The organism is Pseudomonas laurentiana (assembly GCF_014648275.1).
Classification (GTDB): Bacteria; Pseudomonadota; Gammaproteobacteria; order Pseudomonadales; family Pseudomonadaceae; genus Aquipseudomonas; species Aquipseudomonas laurentiana.
Genome location: NZ_BMQU01000018.1, coordinates 90,041 through 114,880, shown reverse-complemented (window position 1 = coordinate 114,880; position 24,840 = coordinate 90,041). Strand labels below are relative to the sequence as shown.

23 protein-coding genes are annotated in these 24,840 nt (G+C 62.4%); 3 read left to right on the top strand and 20 right to left on the bottom strand.

All coding sequences use genetic code 11. The annotated features are described in order from the left end of the window. Window positions 1-180: electron transfer flavoprotein subunit alpha/FixB family protein (locus IE038_RS18420; RefSeq protein WP_195826218.1), on the top strand; the 180-nt coding region annotated here is incomplete at its 5' end. A gap of 431 nt (window positions 181-611) precedes the next feature. On the opposite strand, the gene IE038_RS18415 is transcribed toward IE038_RS18420, so the two are convergent. The 18 genes from IE038_RS18415 to IE038_RS18330 all read right to left on the bottom strand — a co-directional run bounded on the left by IE038_RS18415 (window position 612) and on the right by IE038_RS18330 (window position 20,575). Further along, the gene (locus IE038_RS18415; protein WP_163933995.1) at window positions 612-1,652 is read right to left on the bottom strand and encodes a 3-ketosteroid-9-alpha-monooxygenase, oxygenase component; all 1,041 of its coding nucleotides are present in this window, start codon (window positions 1,650-1,652) and stop codon (window positions 612-614) included. 214 nt (window positions 1,653-1,866) lie between these two features. Further along, window positions 1,867-3,279 (bottom strand): DUF1329 domain-containing protein, encoded by a 1,413-nt coding sequence (locus IE038_RS18410; RefSeq protein ID WP_229775689.1) that lies wholly within the window; start codon window positions 3,277-3,279, stop codon window positions 1,867-1,869. Between the two features lie 131 nt (window positions 3,280-3,410). Next, window positions 3,411-4,619, bottom strand: a complete 1,209-nt coding sequence (locus IE038_RS18405; RefSeq protein WP_163933993.1) for a LuxR C-terminal-related transcriptional regulator — start codon at window positions 4,617-4,619, stop codon at window positions 3,411-3,413. An 82-nt stretch (window positions 4,620-4,701) separates the two neighbouring features. After that, complete coding sequence (locus IE038_RS18400; RefSeq protein ID WP_189396069.1) at window positions 4,702-7,113, bottom strand: efflux RND transporter permease subunit; 2,412 nt, start codon at window positions 7,111-7,113, stop codon at window positions 4,702-4,704. A gap of 8 nt (window positions 7,114-7,121) precedes the next feature. Continuing rightward, window positions 7,122-8,096 (bottom strand): WD40/YVTN/BNR-like repeat-containing protein, encoded by a 975-nt coding sequence (locus IE038_RS18395; protein WP_163933991.1) that lies wholly within the window; start codon window positions 8,094-8,096, stop codon window positions 7,122-7,124. A 149-nt stretch (window positions 8,097-8,245) separates the two neighbouring features. Beyond that, window positions 8,246-9,454: an acetyl-CoA C-acyltransferase gene (locus IE038_RS18390; RefSeq protein WP_189396068.1), complete on the bottom strand. Its 1,209-nt coding sequence runs from the start codon at window positions 9,452-9,454 to the stop codon at window positions 8,246-8,248. Window positions 9,455-9,462: 8 nt separating this feature from the next. Continuing rightward, a complete protein-coding gene (locus IE038_RS18385) occupies window positions 9,463-9,933 on the bottom strand; it encodes a MaoC family dehydratase (RefSeq protein WP_189396067.1) in 471 nt (156 codons plus the stop codon). 10 nt (window positions 9,934-9,943) lie between these two features. Beyond that, on the bottom strand, window positions 9,944-10,729 hold the full coding sequence (locus IE038_RS18380) for an SDR family oxidoreductase (protein ID WP_163933989.1): 786 nt from the start codon (window positions 10,727-10,729) through the stop codon (window positions 9,944-9,946). Window positions 10,730-10,839: 110 nt separating this feature from the next. Beyond that, window positions 10,840-11,718 carry an SDR family oxidoreductase gene (locus IE038_RS18375; RefSeq protein ID WP_163933987.1) on the bottom strand — a complete coding sequence of 293 codons (879 nt, stop codon included), beginning with the start codon at window positions 11,716-11,718 and terminating at the stop codon, window positions 10,840-10,842. Between the two features lie 68 nt (window positions 11,719-11,786). Further along, on the bottom strand, window positions 11,787-12,938 hold the full coding sequence (locus tag IE038_RS18370; protein WP_189396066.1) for an acetyl-CoA C-acetyltransferase: 1,152 nt from the start codon (window positions 12,936-12,938) through the stop codon (window positions 11,787-11,789). Between the two features lie 3 nt (window positions 12,939-12,941). Then, complete coding sequence (locus IE038_RS18365; protein ID WP_189396065.1) at window positions 12,942-14,000, bottom strand: acyl-CoA dehydrogenase family protein; 1,059 nt, start codon at window positions 13,998-14,000, stop codon at window positions 12,942-12,944. A gap of 10 nt (window positions 14,001-14,010) precedes the next feature. Further along, window positions 14,011-15,174 (bottom strand): acyl-CoA dehydrogenase family protein, encoded by a 1,164-nt coding sequence (locus tag IE038_RS18360; protein WP_163933985.1) that lies wholly within the window; start codon window positions 15,172-15,174, stop codon window positions 14,011-14,013. Window positions 15,175-15,183: 9 nt separating this feature from the next. Continuing rightward, window positions 15,184-15,936 (bottom strand): enoyl-CoA hydratase family protein, encoded by a 753-nt coding sequence (locus IE038_RS18355; protein WP_189396064.1) that lies wholly within the window; start codon window positions 15,934-15,936, stop codon window positions 15,184-15,186. Then, a complete protein-coding gene (locus IE038_RS18350) occupies window positions 15,933-17,057 on the bottom strand; it encodes an NAD(P)H-dependent flavin oxidoreductase (RefSeq protein ID WP_163933983.1) in 1,125 nt (374 codons plus the stop codon). The genes IE038_RS18355 and IE038_RS18350 overlap by 4 nt, the downstream gene beginning before the upstream one ends. After that, window positions 17,054-17,971 (bottom strand): enoyl-CoA hydratase, encoded by a 918-nt coding sequence (locus IE038_RS18345; protein ID WP_189396063.1) that lies wholly within the window; start codon window positions 17,969-17,971, stop codon window positions 17,054-17,056. The genes IE038_RS18350 and IE038_RS18345 overlap by 4 nt, the downstream gene beginning before the upstream one ends. Before the next feature lie 16 nt (window positions 17,972-17,987). After that, window positions 17,988-18,785, bottom strand: a complete 798-nt coding sequence (locus tag IE038_RS18340) for a CoA-transferase subunit beta (RefSeq protein WP_163933980.1) — start codon at window positions 18,783-18,785, stop codon at window positions 17,988-17,990. 12 nt (window positions 18,786-18,797) lie between these two features. After that, window positions 18,798-19,673, bottom strand: a complete 876-nt coding sequence (locus IE038_RS18335; protein WP_163933977.1) for a CoA transferase subunit A — start codon at window positions 19,671-19,673, stop codon at window positions 18,798-18,800. An 11-nt stretch (window positions 19,674-19,684) separates the two neighbouring features. Further along, window positions 19,685-20,575: a VOC family protein gene (locus tag IE038_RS18330; protein ID WP_163933974.1), complete on the bottom strand. Its 891-nt coding sequence runs from the start codon at window positions 20,573-20,575 to the stop codon at window positions 19,685-19,687. Window positions 20,576-20,777: 202 nt separating this feature from the next. Between IE038_RS18330 and IE038_RS18325 the strand changes: the two genes are divergently transcribed. Both IE038_RS18325 and IE038_RS18320 read left to right on the top strand, forming a co-directional pair. Then, window positions 20,778-21,950 (top strand): acyl-CoA dehydrogenase family protein, encoded by a 1,173-nt coding sequence (locus tag IE038_RS18325; RefSeq protein WP_189396062.1) that lies wholly within the window; start codon window positions 20,778-20,780, stop codon window positions 21,948-21,950. Further along, entirely contained in the window at window positions 21,947-23,140 is a 1,194-nt protein-coding gene (locus tag IE038_RS18320; protein ID WP_163933971.1) for an acyl-CoA dehydrogenase family protein, read from the top strand. The genes IE038_RS18325 and IE038_RS18320 overlap by 4 nt, the downstream gene beginning before the upstream one ends. 278 nt (window positions 23,141-23,418) lie before the next feature. Here the strand turns inward: IE038_RS18320 and IE038_RS18315 are convergent, their stop codons facing one another. Further along, window positions 23,419-24,048, bottom strand: coding sequence for a nuclear transport factor 2 family protein (locus IE038_RS18315; protein ID WP_163933967.1), 630 nt, complete (start codon window positions 24,046-24,048; stop codon window positions 23,419-23,421). A 5-nt stretch (window positions 24,049-24,053) separates the two neighbouring features. Continuing rightward, window positions 24,054-24,827 carry an SDR family NAD(P)-dependent oxidoreductase gene (locus IE038_RS18310; protein ID WP_163933965.1) on the bottom strand — a complete coding sequence of 258 codons (774 nt, stop codon included), beginning with the start codon at window positions 24,825-24,827 and terminating at the stop codon, window positions 24,054-24,056. Window positions 24,828-24,840 lie beyond the last annotated feature (13 nt).

Genomic DNA, 24,840 nt, shown 5'->3' with positions numbered 1-24,840 from the left:
CCACAGCTGTACATCGCGGTGGGTATCTCCGGCGCGATCCAGCACCTGGCCGGTATGAAAGACGCCAAGGTGATCGTCGCGATCAACAAGGATGAGGAAGCACCGATCTTCCAGGTGGCCGACTACGGCCTGGTGGCGGACCTGTTCGAGGCCGTCCCGGAACTGGAAAACCTGCTGTAGATTCACGCAAAAGCGCTGTTTTCAGGCGAAAAAAGGCTCGGAGAGCCTTAACTCCGAGCCGAACAGCGCCGGGGCCCGCCCGTGCTGGTTGACGCAACCAGATGCAGTGCGAACGGTAGCGTTAGCGCACGTTCGGCCAGCCCTGGAAGCTTGGTGTCACCCCAACGCAGGCCGGGGACGTCGTGCAGGCCCAGGGGCTGTGCGCTTCGGGCGGTACCGAGACAAGCACGGTGAACACCAGGAAGAGCAGGATCAACAGAGGAACGGAATAGGCTAGAAGGCTTTTTATTTTCATTGTCGGCTTTCTCGTGACCTTTGATTCGGACCTACGTCGTTACAACGTGACGAAGTACAGGTTCACCCTCCCTGGTCGGAACCCGTCGAACGGCAAGCGATTGCAGCTGGCTCGCCGTTCACGGCTCCGTTACAACTCAGCGCTCGTCGACAGTGACGATCTCACGCCGTTCGGCCATGCTCGCAGGCACCTGATCCTCATCGGTGAAGAACTGCTGGTACCACTCACGCAGCTGGTAGACCGGGCCGTCGTTTTCCGCCAGCACCGGCTTGTCGATACGAATCTTGTGCTTCCAGATATCCACGTCCTGGTAGAACGAAGCGCGGTTACCCATCACATAGGCCTTGGCCACTTCGAGGTTCTGCTCCTCGCTCCAGCCAGGCACCCGCTTGACCATGCAGCCAAAACGCAGCTCAAAGCTGTTCGGGGTAACCGGCACGTGGCTGTTGAGCAGAATCGCATGCACGCGGACCTCACCGAACATCGAACTCAGGTGGGTAAAGTGGGTCGCCGGGCCGTAGTAGGCAGACGGCGCGATCAGGTCGCCGCCCAGGCGCTCGGAATCGCCATGGAAAATCTGCCGGCCGATATGCCCTTCAAAGACGTTGGCGAAGTACTTGGTCGGGGTGCCGTGTACGGGCCCGAAATGCTGGGCGTCCACCAGGTTGTCGACCAACTCGCGCGGGTTGGTTTCGATCAGCATGGTGTCGATGTTCCAGTCGTGGATCCACTCCGGATCGTCCATCTCGGCCAGATGCGGGATGATCACGCCGTCTTTTGGCGGACGCCCCTCTGGGTTGTTCCAGACGAACAGCAGGTTGTTCTCCTCGCACGTCAGCCAGCTACGGGTCTTGGCCTTGGGCGGGATGCGCTTGCAGTAAGGAATCTCGACGCATTTGCCGGCGGTGTCGTACTTCCAATGGTGGAAGGGGCACACCACGGTATCGTTCTCGATAGTGCCCTGAGACAGGTCGGCGCCCATGTGTGGGCAATGGGCGTCGAGAATGCTGATAGCGCCCTGGCTGTTGGCAAACGCCACCAGACGGGTACCAAAAATGTTCAAGGTATGCAGCTTGCCGTCGCGGTACTCATCAGCCACACCCAGGCAGTGCCAACCGCGGGCGTAACGGTAAGTATGCTGGGCGTTCTCGATAGAGAGTTCAGCGAGTTTCGTCATTGTTGTTGTTCCTCTGTTGGAAACTCCGGGGGAGCAATACCCCCTTGAAAAACAGGGTGAATCCATGGAGGACATCATTGAGCAGCCTGTGCAAGGTGCTCATCCTCCAATTGGACTAGATCAAGCGAGATCTATTCTCGATGCGCGCCCTTGATGGGTTCGCCCCTGCAACCACACCGCAGGCGAAGCGCCTCAACGGCGCCTCGCCCCCGCATTACTGACCGAAACGACGTGCGGCTTCAGGGCCAAAATCGCGCGGGCTGAAGCCCGGCTTGTTCAGTTGATAGCCGTTGCGCTGCTCGTTGATCAGGTTGAACGCCAGGTAGCTGCCCGCGTTGAGGTCGTGGTAAAGCCCCACACCCGCTTGCTGTGCCTGACTTTCGTAGGCATAGAAGTAGTTGACCATCGAGGTACGCCACAGCTCGCCACGGTTGTCGTAGTTGTCTGCGAGCATCGGGAACCAGGTGTCTTCATCGATGTACAACTTGCGCTTGCCATACAGGTGGCGGTAACCCGGCTTGAGGGTGCCTTCCAGCTCCCATACGCGGTGGCGCTCATAGCGCATGGCCTGCGGGTTGATGTGGCCTGGGGTAAGCAGGTCAGCGTATTTCAAGTTGGCAGCGTGCAGTCGGTAGGCGTTGTACGGAATGAACATCTCGCGCTTGCCGACGATCTTCCAGTCATAGCGCTGCCCTGAACCGTTGAACAGGCGCACCTCGTCGACGGTGATCGAGCCACCACTGCCTGGGAACGACATGTCGAAGCCATACCCTGGCGACTGCCGCACGCGGCGGGTGCCCGGGTCGTAGCGCCAGCTCTGGCGGGGCTCGGTCTTGTCGTTCCAGAACTCGGTACCGGTGTTGACCTCGCCCTTGTCACGCTGCGGCAGCAGCGTCTCGTTCAGGTAGAACGAAGAGTTGCCCACGGTATCGCCGATCTTGCCCGGCTCCAGTGCCGGTGCCAGGTTGCGCGAATGCACGCGGCCCCAGTTGATGTTGCCGTCCTTGAGCACATAGGCGTTGTCAGAGGTGTATTCCTCGGTCCAGGCACGCAAGGTGAAGGTCGAGGCATTCTTCAGCAGCTCCAGGCCGCTGCGGGGGACCGGGAACGGCGTACCACCGGTTTTGCCAACCACACCCTCCCCGTCATCGACCAGGCGAGCAACGCTGGCGTTTTCACGGGTCGCCTGGCACACCGAGTCAGGGACGCGGAAGTCCCTGTGCGACGGGTACACCGGCATGTTGAAGGTGGCGGGATAGAGCTTGAACAGGGCTTTCTGCCCATCGGACAAGTAGTCACTGTATTGCGCCAGGTTGGCTGCGGTGATCACGAACAGGGGCTTTTCGTCCGGGTAAGGGTCAACCGGGTGGTTGCCGGTGCCCTTGAAGTCCACATGCGGTGGAACCCCCAGCCACTTGCCGCTGAACGGCGGGATGCTGCCGTCGGCGTTACCGCTCTTGTCAGCCCCCAAACAGGTCAAGTCCTTGCCCAGGCGCGCCAGATCTTCCGGCGCCGCACTGGCCGTGCCAATCACACTGCACCCCAGCAACAGCGCTAACGTCCACGTCTGCGTGGCATTGGCAGTGCGCGAAACAGAACAACGAGAGGCCAGATTACTGCCGGTCATTTCTTATTCTCCTTGATTACCGATAGCGGTCCCCCAGTATCGACAGCCAATGGAGCGAGAAGCATCGTCCGCTCGGACTAACGCATTTTTACGCCGTCACGCGCAGCCTCCCCAGTCGTGACGGCAACACGCTAACCAACGATTGCCGGCACGGGCAACGCACCCGGTTTGCCCAATGCGACAACACTGTTGAGCATGATCCGCACCAGCTCGGTCTGGCGCCGCACGCCGGTCTTGGAGAAGATCGAGCGCAGGTGCGCCCGTGCCGTGTTGCGGCGGATGTTCAGGGTCTCGGAGGCCTCCTCCAGCGACAGGCCGTTGGCCAGTTCCAGGGCCAGCGCGGTCTCGGCAGGCGTGAGGTTGTAGAGTTGCGAGGTCACCACATTACTGACCAGCGATTTGCTCACGGCATCGCGCACATACACCACAACAGTGGGTTTGCCCTTGCCCTCGACCAGCTCCTGTGACGGGATCAGCTCCACCACGACGCCCAGGCTGACCTGTCCGGATGGTCGGGAGATCGACATCGCCTCGGCCCCTTGCAACGTATCACTGCCCTGCTTGGCCCGCAGGAACGCATTGCGTACCAACCGCGACAGCTCTCGATTATCGCTCGGGTAGGTGGCCTCCAGTCGGCCACCGACCACCTTCAGGCCGTCATTACTGTCGAGGATCTCCCGTGCGACCGGGTTCAATTGCAGTACGCTGCCGCTTTCATCGAGCACAATCGTGGCCACCGACAAACGGCTGATGGTCTGCGAGTACAGGCTACCCAGCGACTCGCTGCGGTCCAGCAACGAGTGCATGTGCAAGGCACGGCGCAAGTGCGGCAGCAACATTGCGCACATCGCCCGTTCGGCGGCCGAAAACCGCGGGTGATCCTTGGGTCGACTGATGCGAAAACGCAAGGTACCGCCATCGGGCATGCTGATGTCGGCACCCAGCATCTGGTAGCAGTCATAGGGCTCGCAAAACAGCAGGTAGAAGGATGAACTGACCCACTCGGCATCGGTCATCAAGTCTTCGATGGTGAACACCTGATCCGTCGGCAGGTTGTTGAACAGCGTGGACTTGGCGTAGTACGCGTAATGGTTGATCCCACCCTCGCCCAGTTCGACATCCCCGGCGACCATCATCGGTGACAGGAACGGCTCATCCATTACCCGCAGGATCAGCGTGACGAAATTGGCCTGGAACAGCGCACGAATCTGCTGCAGCGATTCGCTCATGTAGCGCGTATCCAGGGCCGAATCGTACATATTGCCAATGATTTTTTCGTACTCGGCCAACTCGAGTCCCATGTCCGCCAGGACCTGGGTATTGGGCACGCTGGTTTGCATAGACACTCCCCAAGAGCAGGCCCTGCAGTGGTCTGAACCACCGGGGCCTGCAAGATTTTTTATTGTGATGGGTTAGCCGCGCTTAACGACCTGCGAGCACACCGGAGAACGGTAGTGACGCGTCAGTGCCAGGTGACGCTGCTTTCACAGCAACCAATGGCCGGCCACGATTGAACCAGGCCGCAAGCGCCGGCAACAAGAAGATAGCGCCAAAGACATTCACCAGGAACATGAACGCCAGCAGGATACCCATGTCAGCCTGCAGTTTCAGGGGGGCAAACGCCCAGGTACCGACCCCGATCGACATGGTCAGGGCGGTGAACACCGCTGCCGTGCCGCGCTGGCACATGGCGCGATAGAACGCATGACGCAAGTCCTGGCCCGCCGCCATTTCATGCTGGATGCGCTCATACAGGTAAATGCCATAGTCCACGCCGACCCCGACACCCAGCGCCATCACGGGCAATGTCGCGACTTTCAAGCCGATGCCGAGCATGGCCATCAGCGCGTTGCAGAGAATCGCAACGATGCCCATCGGCACCAGAATACAGAGCACTGCGCGCAACGAGCGAAACGTCAGCAGGCAGAAAAACGCCACCGAGCAGAACAACGCCGCGAGCATCCACACCTCGGCACGTTTTACCGCTTCGTTGGACGCCGCCATGACGCCGATGTTGCCGCCGGCCAGCTTGAACTCAACCCCAGGCGCCCGGATCCCGGCAATAATCCGCTTGGCTTCGTTGACCACATGGAACACCGTCGCGCCCTCATGATCGTTGAGGAACACCAGGATCTGCATCCGCTTGCAGCCATCGGTGACCAGACCGGAATCCGGCGAATAGGCCATCGACCCCTGCTGCAAACCGCGCGAAGAGCCAGGGATTGCCGACCAGCGCGGGTTTCCTTCGTTGTTCCCGGCAATCATTTCCTTGCCCATGCCGGCCACGCTCTGCACCGATTGCACGCCAGCGACATTGCGCATCTGGAAGTCAAAAGCCTCGACGGCGCGCATGACACCCGGGTTCAGGCACGCCTCGTCGATACCCTGGGTCTGAAGAAAGACCGCCAGCACATCCAGGCCAATCGAATAACTGTCGATAATGCGCTGGTTGTCCTGGTTGTAACGCGAGTCGGCGCGCAGCTCCGGCGCGCCCGGGCCAATGTCGCCGACCGCCAGTTCCCGTGCCTTGAACACGCCGAAACCGAGCAGCACCAGGCTGATGGCGAACACCACGAGGGCCGGACGCGGCTCAGCCAATGCCGACAACCGCCACCACAACGGGTGGCGAGCGGCTTCATGTGTCGGTCGTGCCACACGCGCGGACAATCCCAGGGGCAAATGGGAAATGATCAGCGGCAGCATCATCTTGTTGGTGATGATCATCAGCATCACCCCCATACAGGCGGTCACACCCAGTTCATGCACGATCGGGATGTCGATCAGCATGATCACCGCAAAACCCAGGGCATTCATCAACAGTGCCAGGGACCCTGGAATGAAGATCTTGCAGAAGGCCGAACGCGCCGCCTGCAACGAGGTGCTGCCAGCCAGCACATCCTGCTTCCAGGCGTTGGTCATCTGTACCGCATGGGATACGCCAATGGAGAAGATCAGGAACGGCACCAGCACGGACATCGGATCGATGCCCAGCCCCAACAGCGGCAGCAACCCGAGCAGCCAGACCACCGGCAACAACGCCACGACCAAGGCCACGACCGTCAACGGCAACGAGCGCGAGTAGGCCCAAAGCAGCAACGCGGTAATGACGAACGCCACGACAAAGAACAGCATGACGGTGTTAAGCCCTTCGACCACATCCCCCACCAGCTTGGCGAACCCCACCACGTTGATCTCGATGGTCGGGCTGTTGTACTTGGCCCGGATCTCCTCAAGCCGCTTGGCGATCTCGACATAGGACACCGGCTGGCCGGTTTTCGGGTCGGTGTCCTGCAAGTCGGCGCGGACCATGGCCGAACGCTGATCGTTGGCCAGCAACCGGCCCACCTGCCCGGCGCGGGCGGCATTACTGCGGACTTTCTGCAGGTCCTCATCGGTACCGGCGTATTGCGGTGGCACCACCAGGTCACCGACATACCCCTCTTCGGTGATCTCGACGTAGCGCACGTTCGGGGTGAACAGCGAGGTCACGCTCGGGCGGCTGACCCCGGAGATGAAGAACACGTCATCGGTAACCTGCTGCAGCACCCGGAGAAACTCCGGGTTATAGATGTCGCCCTCACCCTTCCAGTGTACGTTCACCAGCAACCGATTGGCGCCCGTGAACACCCGACTGAAGTCCAGAAAGCTCAACATGTACTCGTGGCGCACGGGGATCTGCTTGTTGAACCCCGGGTCGAGTCGTACCTGGGTTGCGCTGTAGCCCAAGGCCACCGTCACCAGCATGAACAGCCCCAGCCACCAGCGCCGATTGTTCAGCAGTAAGTCCGCGCAGTCCTGCACGCGGCGTTCGATCCAACCTGTAGTCTGTGTCATATGCCTACTCACTGTGCGACGGCGGCAAGACCACCGTCTGCGCCCTGAAATACCCCACGTTCCCCGGCCACCAACAGGCGGCGGGCATTGAGTACTACCGCAGAGGTCAAGGTGCCCAAGCCCGCGCGTTGAGCGCTGTCGACCAACGCACCGTTGGCATCGAGGCGAATCAGCCGGCTACCGGCACCAACCAGCACCAGGCCAGCGTGCTGGGGCAACACCGCATGACCGTAAATCGGCTGGCTACTGCCAACATCGACCTGGCTCCAGCTGTCACCGAAATCCGTACTGATAAAGACATGCCCGCGCATGCCATACGCCAGCCAGCGAGAGGCCGACAAGCGCACCACGCCAAACAGCGAGCCGTTGTAGAACGGCGTCAGGCTCTGCCAATCGTGCCCGCCATTGCTGGAGCGCAGCACCAGGCCCTGCTCGCCAACCAGCATCTGCCGGCCATCAGGGCCGCCGTCCAGGCCATTGAAATGGGCGCCTTCGCCGGGCATCTCACGGGCTGTCCAGTGTTCGCCGGCATCACTCGACTCAAGGTACTTGCCATAGCTGCCATAGGCGACCACCTGCTTGCCGTCACCGCTCCACACGCCAAGCAACGGCTCACCCAGCTGCGCGTCGTAGTGCACCTCCTGCCAGCTCTGACCACGGTCGCTTGAACGCAGGATCCACCCATCATGGCCAACCGCGACCAGCACCTCGGGGCTCAAGGCAATGACGCCGGTAAGCGTCGCCTCACGCTCGGCCGCCACCTGGCTGGTTTGCCAGGACAGGCCACTGTCCGTGCTGGTCAAAATAGTGCCGCGCTCACCGACCGCGACCAGTTGCGAGCCATTGGCCAGCAAGGCGTTGACCTGGACACGGTCAGCATTGATCCGGGTGATCGCCAGCGGTGTAGGGTTACGCGGCGAGAAGGCAAAGGCCACCGCAGCGATGATGATGGCGCTCATGGCGTATCCAATCAGCTGGCGCATACTGGACTCCATGGCGAAACACAGGGGCACGAGACAGGCGTCATGGGGGGCGATCCTCTTGATTTTGTTTGAAGGATCATCAGACCGCCCCGCCCGTGCTACATCGTCCAAACGGCCTAGTCAGAGGACCAGGCCTGAGCGGCTGGCGCTCAAGGCAGCTCGAACAACCCCGCCGCCCCCATGCCGCCACCAATGCACATGGCCACTACCACGTAACGCACACCACGGCGGCGGCCTTCGAGCAAGGCATGACCGACCATACGAGCACCCGACATACCGAACGGATGGCCGATGGCAATGGCCCCGCCATTGACGTTCAAGCGTTCGGCCGGGATGCCCAGCGCGTCCCGGCAATGCAGCACCTGGCAAGCAAAGGCCTCGTTGATCTCCCATAAGCCAATATCCGCCACGCTCAGGCCAAAACGCTTGAGCAGCTTGGGTACCGCCACTACCGGGCCAATGCCCATTTCTTCGGGCGCACAACCACCGACGGCGATCCCGCGGTAGATACCCAGCGGCGTCAGGCCACGGCGCTTGGCTTCAGCGCGGCTCATCAACAGGCTTGCCGAGGCGCCATCAGAGAACTGCGAAGCGTTGCCTGCAGTAATGAACTCGCCCTGTGCAACCCATTTGCCGTCTTTCCAGACCGGCTTGAGCGCCGTCAGGTCCTCAAGACGGGTACCGGGCCTGTTGCATTCATCACGCGCCACCAATAGCCGGGTATGCCCGCTGGGTTGCCCCCCCTCATCGAAGCACAACTTGTCGACCGTCAAACCGACGATCTCATCATCGAACAGCCCGTCACGCTGGGCAGCGGCGGTGCGCAGTTGACTCTGCAAGGCATACTCGTCCTGCGCGGCACGGCTGATGCCATAGCGACGCGAGACAATTTCGGCGGTTTCCAGCATCGGAATGTAGGCACTGGGCATCACCTCCAGCACCGCCTCGGACTGCGCCCGGTAGGTGTTCTTGTGCTTGGTCTGGGTCAGGGACAGCGACTCGACACCACCGCCGATGGCAATGCTCATCTCGCCGGTCATGATGCCCTTGGCGGCCACGCCGATACTCATCAGGCCCGACGCACACATACGGTCCAGGGCCATGCCCGGCACACTGTCCGGCAGGCCACCGGTATAGGCACACAGACGACCGATGTTGTAGGCCTGCGTGCCCTGTTGCACGGCAGCGCCCATGATCACATCCTCCACCGCCTCCGCCTCGATACCGGCGCGTTCGACGACGGCGCGCACCACATGACCGCCCAGCACCGGGGCCTCGGTGTCGTTGAACGATCCACGGAAAGACTTGGCCAGCGCAGTACGCGCAGTGGCGACAATCACAACTTCATTCAGGTCCATGAACAGGCTCACTCGGCAATAGGGTTGAAGGTATAACGACTGATGGTGTCAACCACGCAGCCTGGGCGGGCTTCGCCCTCGATTTCCACGGTGATGCGCACCACCAGTTGCACGGTTTCGCCCAGTTGCTCGGCACGCACGATGGCGCCGCGCCCGCGCACACGCGAACCGACCCTGACCGGCGCGGGGAAGCGCACCCGATCACTGCCATAGTTGACCCCCATCGCCATGTTTTCGAGGATGAGCAACTGCGGCATGAACAGGTTGGCCAGCGCCTGGGTCAGGTAGCCGTGGGCGATACAGCCGCCAAATGGGCCAAGGGCGGCACGTACAGGATCGACATGAATCCACTGATGGTCGCCCGTGGCTTCGGCGAACAGGTTGACCCGCTCCTGGCTGATGGTCAGCCACTCGGTGCAGCCAAGGTCCAGGCCCTCGGCATCGAGCAACGCCTGGGCGCTGCTGAAGGTATGGCTCATGGCGGACTCCTCAGGCCTGTTGCGAACTGACAGACAACACCTCGCCAACCATGTAGGAGGCGTAGTCGCTGGCCAGGAACATCATCACGTTGGCCACTTCCCAGACTTCGGCGGCACGGCCAAAGGCCTCTCGGTCCGCAAGACGGGCGAGCAATTCCTCGCTGGAGGCCTTCTTGAGAAATTCATGCAGGGCAATCGAGGGCGAGACTGCGTTGATCCGAACCCCGAACTCTGCGGCTTCCAGGGCGCTGCATCGGGTCAGGGCCATGACCCCGGCCTTGGCGGCGGCGTAGTGCGCCTGCTCTTTCTGGGCGCGCCAGCCGAGCACCGACGCGTTGTTGACGATGGCACCCGCACCGCGCCGCTGCATGTGCGGAAGCATGGCGCGGGTCATGCGGAAGGTCCCGGTGAGCGTCACGTCGAGTACCCGCGACCATTCCTCGTCGCTCATGTCGACCAGCCGCTTCTGACCACCGAGGCCCGCGTTATTAATCAGTACATCGACACCGCCCAGCAGGGTTTCAGCGCTGTCGATCAACGCCTGAACCTCTTCCTCGACCGTGACATTGCACAGCTGGCCATAGATGGCCTCTAAGCCGGTTTCAGCCTTGAGGCGTTCTACGGCCTCTTCCAGGCGGCGCGGGTGCACATCCGAAATCATCAATGCCCGGCAGCCCTCTTCGGCGCTGCGACGGGCCGCCGAATAGCCGATACCCGCGCCAGCGGCAGCGGTAATCAGTACGGACTTGCCGGCCAGTAATTGATGGCCAGGTACATAAGGGGGAGCTTGTTTCACAGCGATTACCTCCGAAGAAATCAATACGCTGTCAGGTATAAAGCGCCGCCCCGGCGGGCACATCGTCAAAACGGGGTATGGCCGCATGAAGCGGCCATTTCAGGGCCGGTTCAACTGCCCCAGACACGCTGGGCCACGGGGGCTTCAGCGAGAATCGCATCGACGACCGGACCAATCTCCTCGACCTGCCAGAGCCCACCCTTGTCACGGGTCGTGCCGGTACGCCAGCCATCACCGAGGGAGATTCGCCCGCCCTGGCTCTCGAAGACCTGCCCCGTGACGTGAGACGATGCGAGACTGCCGAGCCAGACCACCAGCGGTGCGACGTTTTCCGGCGCCCAGGCATCGAAGCTGCCGTCCTCGGGCTTTTTCACCACGTCAGGCATTGCGCTTTCGGTCATGGAGGTCCGTGCCGCCGGTGCCAGGGCGTTGGCGGTGACCCCATATCGAGCCAGTTCAGCGGCCTGCACCAGGGTCAGTGCCGCGATACCGCCTTTGGCAGCGGAATAATTGGACTGCCCGATCGAACCCTGCAGGCCGGCACCGGAGCTGGTGTTGATGATCCGCCCGGCGACTGGCGTTCCCGCCTTGGCTAGGTCGCGCCAACGACGACCCAGCAGGTTTGCCAGGCAATAGTGCCCCTTGAGGTGCACGCGCATGACCGTGTCCCAGTCCTCTTCCGAGAGGCTGATGAACATTCGGTCGCGCAACACCCCGGCATTGTTGACCAGTACATGCACTTCACCGAACGCCGCCAGGGCCGCATCGACAATGCGCTGAGCGGTGTCCAGGGTCGTAATGTCGTCGCTGTTGGCAATGGCCTGGCCTCCATTGGCGTGGATCTCGCCAGCGACATCCTGTGCCGCGTCGGCACGGATGTCGTTGACCACCACATTGGCGCCTTGCGCGGCGAACGCCAGCGCATAGGCGCGACCGAGCCCACCGCCAGCACCGGTAATGATCACGGTGCGGTCTGTGCAAATAGCCATGTTGACTCCTTTGACTGCATGGCCGCGCGCCCTGAGGGCGGCGACAGGGATTGATTGAGGGAACGGGACTACAGCCGCTCGATGATGGTGACGTTTGCCTGGCCACCGCCTTCGCACATGGTTTGCAGGCCATAACGGCCACCACTGCACTCCAGTTCGTGCAACAACGTGGTCATCAACCGTGCTCCGGTGGCGCCCAGTGGATGGCCAAGGGCGATGGCGCCGCCGTTGACGTTGGTCTGTGCCGGGTCGTAATCCAGCTCCTTGGCCCAGGCCATGACCACCGACGCAAAGGCCTCGTTGATCTCCACCCGGTCGATATCAGCCATGCGCATGCCAGCCTTTTTCAAGGCGTGGCGCGTTGCCGCAATCGGTGCAGTCAAATGCCAGATCGGGTCATCGCCCAACACGGTGAGGTGATGAATGCGTGCCCGTGGCGTCAAGTCGTAGCGCTTGAGGGCAGCCTCCGACACCACCAGCAAGGCAGCCGAGGCATCGCAGGTCTGGCTGGAGACGGCGGCGGTGATCGAAGGAAACTGTGGATCTACCGGTTGCAGCTCGGCCATCTTTTCCAGGCTGGTCAGGCGCGGTGTTTCATCCTGCTGCAGCCCCTGGCAGGCAACGATCTCGCGGGCAAACCGCCCACTCTCGATGGCCGCCAAGGCGCGACGATGGCTCTGCAAGGCAAACACTTCCATCTGCTCGCGGCTGATCTGCCAATGCTCGGCGATACGCTGCGCGGCATAGAACTGGTTGACCGGCTGGTTGGCGAAACGCGCGCGCCAGCCTTCGCTACCGGAGAACGGGTCAGCAAAACCCAGCGCTTGCCCGGCCAGCATCGCCGAGGAAATCGGGATGCGCGTCATGGTTTGCACGCCCCCAACCGCAACCACGTCCTGGGTGCCGCTCATCACGGCCTGCGCGGCGAAGTGCAACGCCTGCTGCGATGAACCGCACTGACGGTCCACCGTGGTACCCGGTACATTCAGCGGCAACCCGGCAGCCAGCCAACTGGTGCGGGCGATATCCCCGGCCTGTGAGCCGATCGTATCGACACAGCCAAAAATCACATCGTCATAGTCTTCGCCGGGAATGACGTTGCGCGCCACCAGTGCCTTGAGCACATGGGCCCCCAGATCAATCGCGTGAACCTCTGACAGCGCCCCTTTGCGCTTGCCAGTCGGGCTGCGCAGCGCGTCAACAATGTAGGCTTGAGCCATGATTCACTCCTCGAAGGTATGCCCCGGCCCTAGCCGGGCGCCGTCGGCGAACAGGTAGTCGCTGACACGCGACTTGTGGAAGGCGCGGTCGCCCCAGGATGCATCGAGCGACCAGGCGCGTTTCATGAACATCTGCAGATCGACTTCCCAGGTGTACCCCATGGCGCCATGCACCTGGATACCCTTGCGCGCTGCCAGCCAGCTCGCTTCACAACAGGCCAAGCGGGCTTGGGAGACCCAGAGGCTGGCATTGCGCTCACCCCGGGCCAGACCATGGGCGGCGCGGTAGAGCACCGGTTTGGCCTGTTCGATTTGCCGGGCCACATCGGCCAGGTGGTGCTTGACCGCCTGAAAGCTGCCGATCGGCTTGCCGAATTGCTTGCGTTGGGCCACGTAGTCAACCGACAGGTCGAGCATGCGCTGCGCCAAGCCCAGCAGTTGCCCGGCTACCGACAACGCGCCACGGTCGAGCAACTGGGCCTGCAAGGCACGCCCTTGCGCTACGCTGGCGATCAATGTTGCCGGGCTGGGGTTCCAGGTCACCCGACCAAGACGCCGCGAGGCATCGATACTCGGGTTGGCCTCGACATCAACCTCAGCCCGCGGTACGGCGTGAATGTCATCACCCTCAAGCAAGATCAGGACTTCCGCCAGTTGCGCATCACTGACCAGCGGGTTGACCGGGTGACCGATGGCCAGGCGCAAGGTGCCATCGGCGATACGGGGCAGCAGGCGGGCACGCGCCGGATGCTCCGGTGTCAGGCCTGCAAGCAGGCCAGTGGCGACATAAGCAGTGTCGGCCATTGAGTCGGGAATGGCGTAGTAGCCCAACTCCTGGGTCATCAAGGCCCACGCCACGTCATCCATGCCCAGGCCGCCCTCCGCTTCAGGCACCGACAGTGCGGTAAGGCCCTGGGCGGCGATCTTGTTGCGCAGGTCGGGCGAGCGCCCGGCATCGGTTTCCCAGATTTCGCGGAGCATTTCCGGCGCAGCTTCGGTCATCAGAAAACGGCTGATGGCTTCGCGAAACGTGAGCTGGTCATCGGTAAAAGTGAAGTCCATGGCCTGTTCCTTACTTCGGCAAGCCGAGCATCCGCTCGGCAATGATGTTGCGCTGGATTTCGTTGGTACCGGCATAGATCGGCCCGGACTGGGCGAACAGGAAACCCTCCAACCAGCCCGCCGCATCGCCGGCGACTGGCGCAGTGCCCAGCAGCTCAGCGCGCGCCCCGAGAATGCGCATTGCGGTCTCGTGCATTTTCAGGTCCAGTTCCGACCAGATGATCTTGTTGATGCTCGACTCCGCACCAATCGCCTCGCCCCGGCTCAATCGGCCGACGGTGTGGTACGCAGACAATGCGTAGGCCTCGGCGCCCATCCAGGTCTCAAGCACGGCGTCACGCAGGCCGGGATCACGGTCGGCGCTTTCGCGGTTGGCCTTGTACAGTTCGACCAGTTTGCGAGCGGTATGCTGGAAACGTGCAGGTGAGCGCAGCAGCAACCCGCGCTCAAAACCTGCGGTGGCCATCGCCACATGCCAGCCCTGGCCCTCGGCACCGATACGATTGGCGACAGGCACCCGCACGTCGTCGAAGAACACTTCGGCGAACGCGTCCTTGCCATTCAGGGCCTTGATCGGGCGAATACTCACCCCCGGCGCATTCAGCGGCACCATCAGGAACGACAGGCCGTGGTGGCGGGCGGAACCTGGCTCGCTGCGGAACAACCCGAACAGCCAATCGGCAAAGATCGCCCGGGTAGACCAGGTTTTCTGACCGTTTATGACGTAGTGTTCACCCTCAAGTACGGCCTTGCTGGTGATCGCCGCCATGTCGGAACCGGCATTCGGCTCCGACCAGCCCTGGGCCCACATGTCGGCACTGGCCGCCATGCGCGGTAGAAAACGTTGTTTCTGTTCGGCGGTACCGAACTCCATCAACGTTGGCCCCAGCAGCAACTGACCGTTCTGGTTGACGCGCATCGGCGCACCGGCGCCGTAGTACTCTTCCTCGAAGATCAGCCACTCGATAAGGTCGCAGCCACGACCGCCCAGGTCAGCGGGCCACATCACCATCGACCAGCGACTTTCAAACAGCTTCGCCTCCCAGGCGCGGTGCTGCTCAAAGCCTTCGCGGGTGTCGTAGCTGGCCAGCGGTTCACGCGGCAGATTGTCTGCCAGCCACGCACGGACTTCGGCGCGGAAGGCTTTTTGTTTTGGCGTGTAAGTCAGTTCCATGGCGTTCTCTCAGAACTTGGCGTCGCGTTTTTCGACGAAGGCCCGACGGGTCTCCGCCGAATCGGGGCTGCTGTAGGCCTGTAAAGTGAAGCCCTGCTCCCAGCGGTATTTGTCTTCCAGGTTGCCGTCTTCGATACCGTTCAAGGCCTCCTTGGCAATGCGGATCATCCCCGGGCTTTTCGCCGCGATGCGCGCAGCGATTTCCAGTGCGGTTTCACGCAATTGATCCTTCGGCACTACCTGTTCGATAAAGCCGTATTGCTGAGCGTCGACGGCACCAATCGAGGCGCCGGTAAAAAACAGGTAACGAACCTTCTGCACCGGGAACAGTCGCTGCAAATGCGCACCGCCGCCCATGGCGCCGCGATCGACCTCTGGCAAGGCAAAGGTGGCGCACTCCGAAGCCACGACAATATCGGCCGCGCCGGTAATGCCGATGCCTCCGCCCAGCACGAAACCATGCACCGCGACAATCACGGGCACCGGGTTGCGATGTACCGCCTTGAAGGTCGCGTAGTTGCCCGCGTTGACTTCGACAATGCGCTCCGGGTGGGCGTCCAGTTCCTTGATGTCGACGCCGGCACAGAAACCCCGGCCTTCGGCACGAATGACAATGACACGTACCTCAGGGTTGGCCCCGAGCGCTTCGATCTGCTGGGCCAACGCCAGCCACTCCTGGCTGTCGAGGGCATTGACCGGTGGTTTGGCGATCACAAGTTCAGCGATCCCCTGGTTAAGCTGCGTGGTAAAGGCCTGGTTCACAGGGGTTCTCCAATGCTGGCGGGACGATGGGGTTGGCACGGCTCCGTAGCGGGCTGGCAGCGAGCCAGGAGCGCGTCAAGACACTGTTCGGCTTCGGCGGCGATGCCTTCGATCACCTCGCGGCAACTCAGCAACTCGCCGATTGCCGCCGCCACCTGACCGCTGGGCAAGATGCCGTCGTCCGGGTGGCCATCGACCATTGAGCGCTGCAGCAGCACCGGCTGGTTGGCGGCCATGACCACCTGTGACAAGGCGGACGGGTCTTCGCGCAACGACCGGAAGAACACCCCGGCCATGTGCGCCAGGCTCATGCCGGTCTGTTGTTTCCACTGCCAGGCACTGCCCAAGGCGATGCGCAACCGACCAAATGGCCCGGCCTGCTCCAATTGATTGATAAAACGGTTTTCGATCATTCGGTGGCGCATGCCATCCACGGCGGTGGTCACCCGCACCTGCTGTGGATCGGCCACCTTCAGGTAACGCTCAAGCGTCGCGCTCGGGGTTGGCGACTCGCGGGTCATCAGGAACCGGGTGCCCATGGCAATCCCGCTGGCACCCGCCGCCAGCACCGAGGCAAGGCCGCGCCCGGTGGCATAGCCGCCGGCGGCAATCACCGGTACGTTGACCGCCGCCAATACTTGCGGCAGCAGGATCGAACTGGGCACACCGCCGGTGTGACCGCCGCCCTCGCCGCCCTGGATGGTGATGAGGTCGGCGCCCAACTCCACCGCCTTCAGCGCATGCTTGAGCGCCCCCACCGTGGGGATGCACAGCACGTTGGCTGCCTTGAAACGCGCGATGGTCTGTTTGTCCGGCCCACGGCCATAACTGACGGCACGCAAGCGGTACTGGATGGCCAGATCAACGCATTGAGCGGCGTTGTCCTGGAACATATGGAAATTGAGCCCGAAGTTACTGCCCCCGGTGGCATCGATCACCTTGCAGATCTCGCCTTCAAGCTCGTCGGCGGGAATCGTCGCGCCCGCCAGGAAACCGAAACCGCCGGCCTGCGTGGTAGCGATTACCAGATTGGCATCGGCGACCCAGCCCATGGCGGTTTGCACGATCGGGTAGCGACAGCCCAAGGCCTCGGTCAGCGGAGTATTCAGCCAGCGACTCATACGGGTTTATCCTCCGCTGTGGCCGCCCGCTTGTTGGCCTGGGCCATGCCTTTGGCATCGAAGCCACCGAGTTTGTCGCCGGAGAGCAACTCGTTGTGGGCATGGGCGAAGTGGTGCCAGGCAAAGGCCGCATCCATGGCACTGCGCTTGCCTTGAAGGTCCTCGACATGGTTGATGGCCTGCTTGGTCAAGGCCAGGCCCATGCGCGGCTGCCGGGCAATGCCGGTGGCCAGCGCGTAGGTCGCCTGTTCCAGTTCCTCACGCGGCACCAGCCGATTGACCATGCCCATCTGATACGCCCGTGCGGCGCTCATGCGGTCACCGCAGAACAGGAATTCCTTGGCGATACGCGGGTTCAACTCATACGGATGGGCGAAATACTCCACACCCGGAATGCCCATGCGCACCACCGGGTCCTGGAAGAACGCGTCCTCACTGGCGACAATCAGGTCGCAGACCCAGGCCAGCATCAACCCGCCGGCCACGCAGGCACCCTGAACCATGGCGATGGTCGGCTTGGGCACGTCACGCCAACGGCGGCACATGCCCAAATAGACTTCCTGTTCGCGGGCGTACAATTGCTCCCCGCCCGGTTTGTTGGTGTGGTCCCACCACAGGTGCGCCCGCTCGAACGGTTTATTGATGTCGCGCCCGGGGGTACCAATATCGTGCCCTGCCGAAAAATGCTTGCCGTTGCCGCGCAGGACGATGACCTTGACGCCGTCGTCGTCTACCGCCTGGCGAAAGGCGGCGTCCAGCGCATAGGTCATCTGCGAGTTTTGTGCATTGTTGAAGGTCGGTCGGTTCAGCGTCAGCGTGGCAATACCGTCGGCCACGCTGTACAGCACCGGTGCATCTGTTTCATAGACCGCCTGGTCTTCGCGGACGACGAATTCACTGTCGCGGCTGTGCATGTTCGCTGTCCTCGCCTCAGGCCGTACGGATACCGGCCGGGTTGCCCTTGATCGCCGAAGCCCGGTAATCGTGGGGATCAAGTCGGCGGATAAGCGCCAACTGTTCGGCGCTGGGGTGCGCGGTTTCTTGCAGGTGCGCAGACTTGAGCAACGGGAAGCCCGTCTTGTCCTGGACCTCGTCAAAACTCACCCCCGGGTGCAGGGTGCGCACTTGGACGGCACGTTGCGGGCCGTCGAAATCCAGGGTGCAAAGGTCCGTGACCACCCGGCGAATGTCCATCAGGTCGCGGCGTACTCCCTCAGGCCAGCGCTCGGCCTTGAAGCCGACCCCCGAGACCATGTCCACTTCACCGCTGACGAACACCCGCGTGTTGTGGTTGGGCACAAAGAACGAATTGAGGTGGTTGATGCTGTTCCCCGGCAAGCCGCGTACGCCCAGAATCGCAGTCTTCGGCTTCTGGTAGTCGCCAACGCAGGACAGGTTGGTCTGACCCCAACGGTCGATCTGGGTTGGCCCGATCATCGCGTGACGGCGGCCGCCCCAGACGCATTCGAACACACGCTCAAACGACAGATAGCCCGAGTAGCGCGGAACGAAATCGCCGCGCGGTCCAAGCGGGATCGGCTCTTCGACCAGGAAGGCCTCACTGTCGGTCATCAGCAGTTCAGGGCTGTGGGTCAGCTTGGCCAGGCTTGCGCCCAAACGGGGGATCACGCCCAGGCCCGAGGCGATCACCTCTCCATTGCCCCGCCAGGCTTCGGCGGCGGCGACAATCATCAATTCCGCGAGGGTGAAATCACAGGTTGCAGACATTGTTCATACTCCTCAGAACACAGGAAGGGGCAAGGCGCCCATGCGCACGGCACCGCCGTTCTGCGCTTGATAGGCCTGCTCGCCGCCCGCCACATACGTCTCGACATAGGCGTGCCAGCCGTTTTCTTCCTGGCTGCTGGCGACATAGCGCTTAAGGTGTTCCATGTCCCAACCGTAATCCGATGGGCAGGAGGTCGGGTGCGCCCCCAGGGGCGCATGCACCACACCGGTCACCAGATAACGCTCGAAGGTGTTGAACCGGGCCAGTTCGGCACTCAGCTCAAGACGCTCTTCAAGCGTTTCGCAAGAGACAAAGCACTGCGCGGCGGCACGGGCGAACAGGTGATCGAAATACGGGTCCGGCCCGGTCACCAGGCAGTTGCCCAAGCGGTCCGCGACGTTGACATGCAGGAACGCCACATCAAGGTTCAACGCCGGCATCGCCAACAGCACTTCGCCATCGGCATAGGGCGACTGAATCGTCTTGAGTTGCGGGTTGAGACGGGTCACATCAGTGGCCAGCCCACAGCGGGTGGGCAGGAACGGCAAGCGCATGCCCGCAGCGCGCAGCCCCCACTGGAACATGCCTTCATCCAGCTCAAGCAGTTCCAGTTCACCGGCTTCGCGGGCCTTGCGGTAGTACGGCTCGAGGGGAATGGCGTCGAGGGTGGCGAAACCGAACACCAGCTTGCGCACCTTGCCTGCCGCGCAGAGCATGCCCACTTCGGGGCCGCCGTAGGCAACCACGGTCAGGTCCTTGACCGGCGAACGGAGGATCTCGCGGACAATCGCCATCGGCTTGCGCCGCGGCCCCCATCCGCCGAAACCGATGGTCATGCCGTCACGCAATTGAGCAACCGCATCGGCCGCTGTCAGTTGTTTATTCATGTGCAGGTTCCTTACTGTTGGCCGACCGAAAAGTCGTGCCCCCAAATGCTCACGCGGGTGAATTCGAATGCCGAATGCTCGGCCCAGTCGACTTGCAGCCCGCCATAGCCGTACTCCAGATCAAAGCCGGACGGCGTCTTCATGTAGAAACTGGTCATGCGGTCGTTCAGGTGCTGCCCCAGCGTCGCCGACAGGCGCACGTCGTGTGCCAGCAGGCGGTCATGAGCACGGCCAACCTCGGTCATCGAGTCAACCTCGACCATCACGTGGACACAGCCAGACGGCACCGGGTACTCGGCCAGCGCCAGGCTGTGGTGCCGGGCATTACGGCAATGCAGGAAATGGATACGGATCGGCGCGGCCGCCGGATCGGGACGGAAATTGAACATGTCCGACAGGCCAAAACCGAGCACGTCCTTGGCGAACGCCAGCGTTGCGTCGAAGTGGGGTGCCGGCAACACCGTGTGCCCCAACCCCATGTCGCCGGTGACAAAACGCGGCACACCCTGGGGCGAGACGAACGGTTGGCAATCGGAGCGATGCCCCCAGCTCAACTCATGACGGTTGCCTGAAGGGTCAACCAGCGTCGCCAGTGCCTGCACGCCGCGCTGCTCGACCTCAGCGGCGCTGCCCAGTTCCCACTCAACGCCGGCCTGGGTCAGGTGATGAAGTGCCTCGCTGAACGCTTGCTCGGAAGCCAACTCCCAACCGGAGGCCAGATAACGCGCTTCGCTGCCCTCGACGATCAGCATGCGGAACGGCCGCTCGTCCATTTTCACGTACAGGCCACCACCTGGCGCCGGATGGACCTGCATCCCGAGGACGTCCTCGGCGTAACGCTGCCACTGGCTGAGGTTCTCGATCTGCGAGACGAAATAGCTCAAACCGCGAATGTCGATCATGCCTATGTTCCTCAATGGCTGAGTTCATTGCCTGGTGAACATTGTGCAAACCCGCGGCGGCGCCTTCATCGTCCGTTGAGACTACGCAAGTCGGCCATTCCAGGGCCCTTGGGCAGATGGCGGACTAGTCCGTTTCAATGATTCGGCGAAAAGCACAGCAACCCTAGACTCGGGCATCCTTCCGCCCAGCAGAGACAGCCCCATGGAGTTCGCCTTTACTCAAGAACACGTGATGATTCGGGACAGCGCGATACGCTTTCTGACACAAGCCAGTGACTCGCATGCCGTACGCGCGGCCATGAGCCGCCCTGAGGGCTACGACCCCGCGGTTTGGAAACGCATCGGCCAAGACCTGTATTGGCCCGCATTAATGGTGCCCGAGCCGTTTGGCGGCATGGGCCTGGGGTTTGTCGAGCTGGCGATCCTGCTTGAGCAAAGCGGCCGCTACCTGCTCTGCTCGCCCCTCTTCGCCACTACTTGCCTCGCGACCCCAGCCCTGCTGTTGGGTGACAACGCCGCATTGCAGGTCACCTGGCTCGGCGCCATTGCGGCCGGCGAAACCACCGCCAGCCTGGCTTTCGCCAGCGGCCCGGGGCTGGACGCCAGCAGCGTGCACACCGAAGCCCACTCCTGCAGCGGCGGCTTCAGCCTCACGGGCACCTACACCCACGTGGTCGATGGAGCCCAGGCCGACCTGCTGATCGTCGCCGCGCGTACCCCTGGTACTCAGGGAGAACACGGCATCAGCCTGTTCGCCCTGCCGGCCGATACACCGGGGGTTGTGCGCCACGCACTGCCGACCCTGGATCAAACCCGGCGCCTGGCCCGGATCGAACTGCACGCGGTGCAGGTGACCGACGCACAACTGCTGAGCGCAGCCGGCCAAGGCTGGCCGCTGCTGCGTGATACCTTGCAGATCGCCGCCATAGGCCTGGCTGCCGAACAGACCGGCGGCGCGCAACAGGCCCTCGACCTGACCCTGGCCTACACCGCCGAGCGCCACCAGTTCAGCCGCAGCATCGCCAGCTTCCAGGCCATCAAACACCGCTGCGCGGACATGATGCTGCAGGTCGAATGCGCCCGTTCAGCCGCCTACTACGCCGCCTGTGTAGCCCAAGAGCGCCTTGACCCCGCGGGCGACAACGTTGTCTCAAGCGAGCTCGACGCAGCCGCCGCGACGGCCAAGATCCACGCCAGCGAAGCGTTCTTCCACTGCGCCGCCGAATCCATCCAACTGCACGGAGGCGTAGGTTTCACCTGGGAGTATGACCCTCACCTGTACTTCAAACGGGCCCGCGCCAGCGAGCAATTGCTGGGGACTCCCGCATTCCACCGCGAGCGTCTAGCCGCACATCTATTTGGAGAACAACCATGAAAATCGGTTTCAACAACGAAGATGAAGCGTTCCGTCGACAGGTTGCCCAGTGGATGGCCGAACACCTGACCGGCGACTTCGCACCCCTGCGCTTTCGCGGAGGTCCTGGCGACGAGCACAGCTTCCCTGCCGAGCGCAAAGCCTGGGAGCGCACGCTGGCCGCTGGCGGCTGGATCGGCGTGGGCTGGGCCAAGGAACACGGTGGACGCGGCCTCAGCATCAGCCAACAGGTCATTTTCCATGAAGAGTACGCACGCGCCGGGGGGCCTGGGCGCATGGGCCACATCGGCGAGGGCCTGGTCGGGCCGACACTCGCCACCTTCGGTACCCCGGCCCAGCAACAGCGTTTGCTACCGGGCATCCTCAACGGTACCGAATTCTGGTGCCAGGGCTATTCCGAGCCCGGCGCCGGTTCTGATCTGGCGAACGTGCAAACCCGCGCCCGGCTTGATGCCAGCGGCGAGCACTGGCTGATCAGTGGGCAGAAAGTCTGGACCTCACTGGCCCACGAGGCCGATTGGTGCTTCGTCCTCGCCCGAACCGAGCCGGGCAGCACCGGTCATCACGGGCTGTCGTTCCTGCTGGTGCCCATGGCCCAGGAACAGATCCGTGTGCAGCCTATCCAGCAACTGACCGGAACCAGCGAATTCAATGAAGTGTTCTTCGACCAGGCCAGCACCTCGGCGGACAACCTGATCGGACAACCGGGCGACGGCTGGAAAATCGCCATGGCCCTGCTCGGTTTCGAACGTGGTGTGTCGACGCTGGGCCAGCAGATGCAGTTCCAGAACGAACTTGACGAGATCATCCGCATTGCCCGCGACAACGGCGCCTCGCGCGACCCGTTACTGCGGCAACGCATCGCCCAGGCCTGGGCCGGGCTCAAGGTGCTGCGCTACAACTCGTTACGGATGTTGTCCGGGCCGCAGGACGGCAGCCTGAGCCGCGAGGCCATGATCTATAAACTGGCCTGGTCGACCTGGCATGCCGACCTTGGCAAGCTGGCGATGGACGTGTTGGGCAGCGAGGGCGAGATTCTCGAAGGTGCGCCCTACCAGTTGAGCCGGTTGCAGTCGCTGTTTCTGTTTACCCGTTCCGATACGATCTATGGTGGCAGCAACGAGATCCAGCGCAATGTCATCGCCGAACGGGCGTTGGGGATGCCGCGCGAAGCGCGCGTGCGTAGTTAATGGGTGGGGGCAGTCCACTCTGAGGGAACAGGCTTGCCTGCGATGGCTTTGGCGGGGTGTCAGCACGTGCGCGGTGCCTGCAATCGTTGGCAAGCCAACTCCCACAGAGATCTGCGCAGAACACTGCATTCTCTGTGGGAGCAGGCTGCCTGCGATGGCTTTGGCGGGGTGTCAGCACGTGCGCGGTGCCTGCAATCGTTGGCAAGCCAACGCCCACAGAGATCTGCGCAGAACACTGCATTCTCTGTGGGAGCAGGCTTGCCTGCGAAAAACGTAACCTAGCGAACACGAATCCTGGGATCACCAGCACCACGCCGCAGGTTCGTCAGGAACCCCTCCAGCGGTGCAGGCTCGGCGATGTGTGGCAGTACGTCCTTGTCCGGGCGCTGGGCCCAGAACGCATCCCACGACGGGAACAACTCGTGGAAGCTCCCGGCGTAAGGCTCACGCCCCGGCCAGCGCATTTTCAAGCCGCCAATCGGCGGTTTGTTCAGGTCCGTGGCATACCAGTAACACGGTAAACGCCGGCGGAAGCACCAGCGGCCGTCGATACGTTCATAGTCATCCCAATACAGCATCTGCATGATGACCCACTCGGGGCCGGTCTCATGCTCGTTCTTGGAGTAGACCACACCTGTGGCATGGTCCGGGTCGCTGAACTCGATGATGTGCTGCCCCAGGTGATGAGACGTCCCGTGAAACTGTTTGCGCATGGTTTCGTCCAACCAGGCCTTGAGGTGCGCGCGTCCGCTCTTGTCACGACCTACCCGAACATCCGGGGCGAAGCAGTTGGCCATGGCGTCCATGTCACGCATGTCCAACGCCAACGCGTACTTGCCCGCCAGTTGGCGAATGGCATCCAGCGATTCCAGGCGGTCGATCCGCTCGAGCAGTGAGGTCGGGTCCATGTTCATCAATCCAGCACCGTGTAGAGGTCGGAACTACGCCCGCCATCCACCGCCAGGCTCGCACCGGTGATGTAGGACGCCTCGTCGCTGGCCAGGAAGAGGATGGCGTTGGCCAGCTCCAGCGGCAGGCCGACACGTTTCATGGGGATGACTTTTTCGGTGTTGCTGCGGGTTTTACCGTCGCTGAGCATGCCGGCAGTCGCCGGGGTGTCGACCACGCCCGGGATAATGACGTTGCAGCGGATGTTGTGCGGCGCACCTTCACTGGCAGCCGCCCGGCTGAAGTTGATCACTGCCGCTTTGGCCGCTGAGTAGCCTGCCATCCAGGCCGTACCGAACAGGCCGCAGATGGAGGCAATGTTGACGATGGCACCTCCGCCCTGAGCCTTCATCAGTTGCATGGCGGTACGGGTGCCCCAGAACGTGCCATCCACGGTGGTGGCGAAGTTGGCGTGCCAGTCTGCCGTAGACATCGTGTCGATGCCGCCCCAGGTGTAAGCCATCGCGTTGTTCACCAGGATATCCAGGCGACCGTGGCGCTGCGCTGCACCTTCCAGTGCGCTGACATAGGCCTGCTCGTCGCTCACATCGGCAACGGCGATTTCAGCACGTCCACCCAGCCCGCGGATTTTCTCCTGAACGCCTTGCAACGGTTCTGCGCGCCGACCGCATAACACCACGGTGGCGCCCTCCTCGGCGAACCGCAATGCGGTCGCTTCACCGATGCCGGAACCGGCGCCGGTGACAAAAGCAATTTTTCCTCCCAGACGCTTGCTCATGGATCACTCCCCT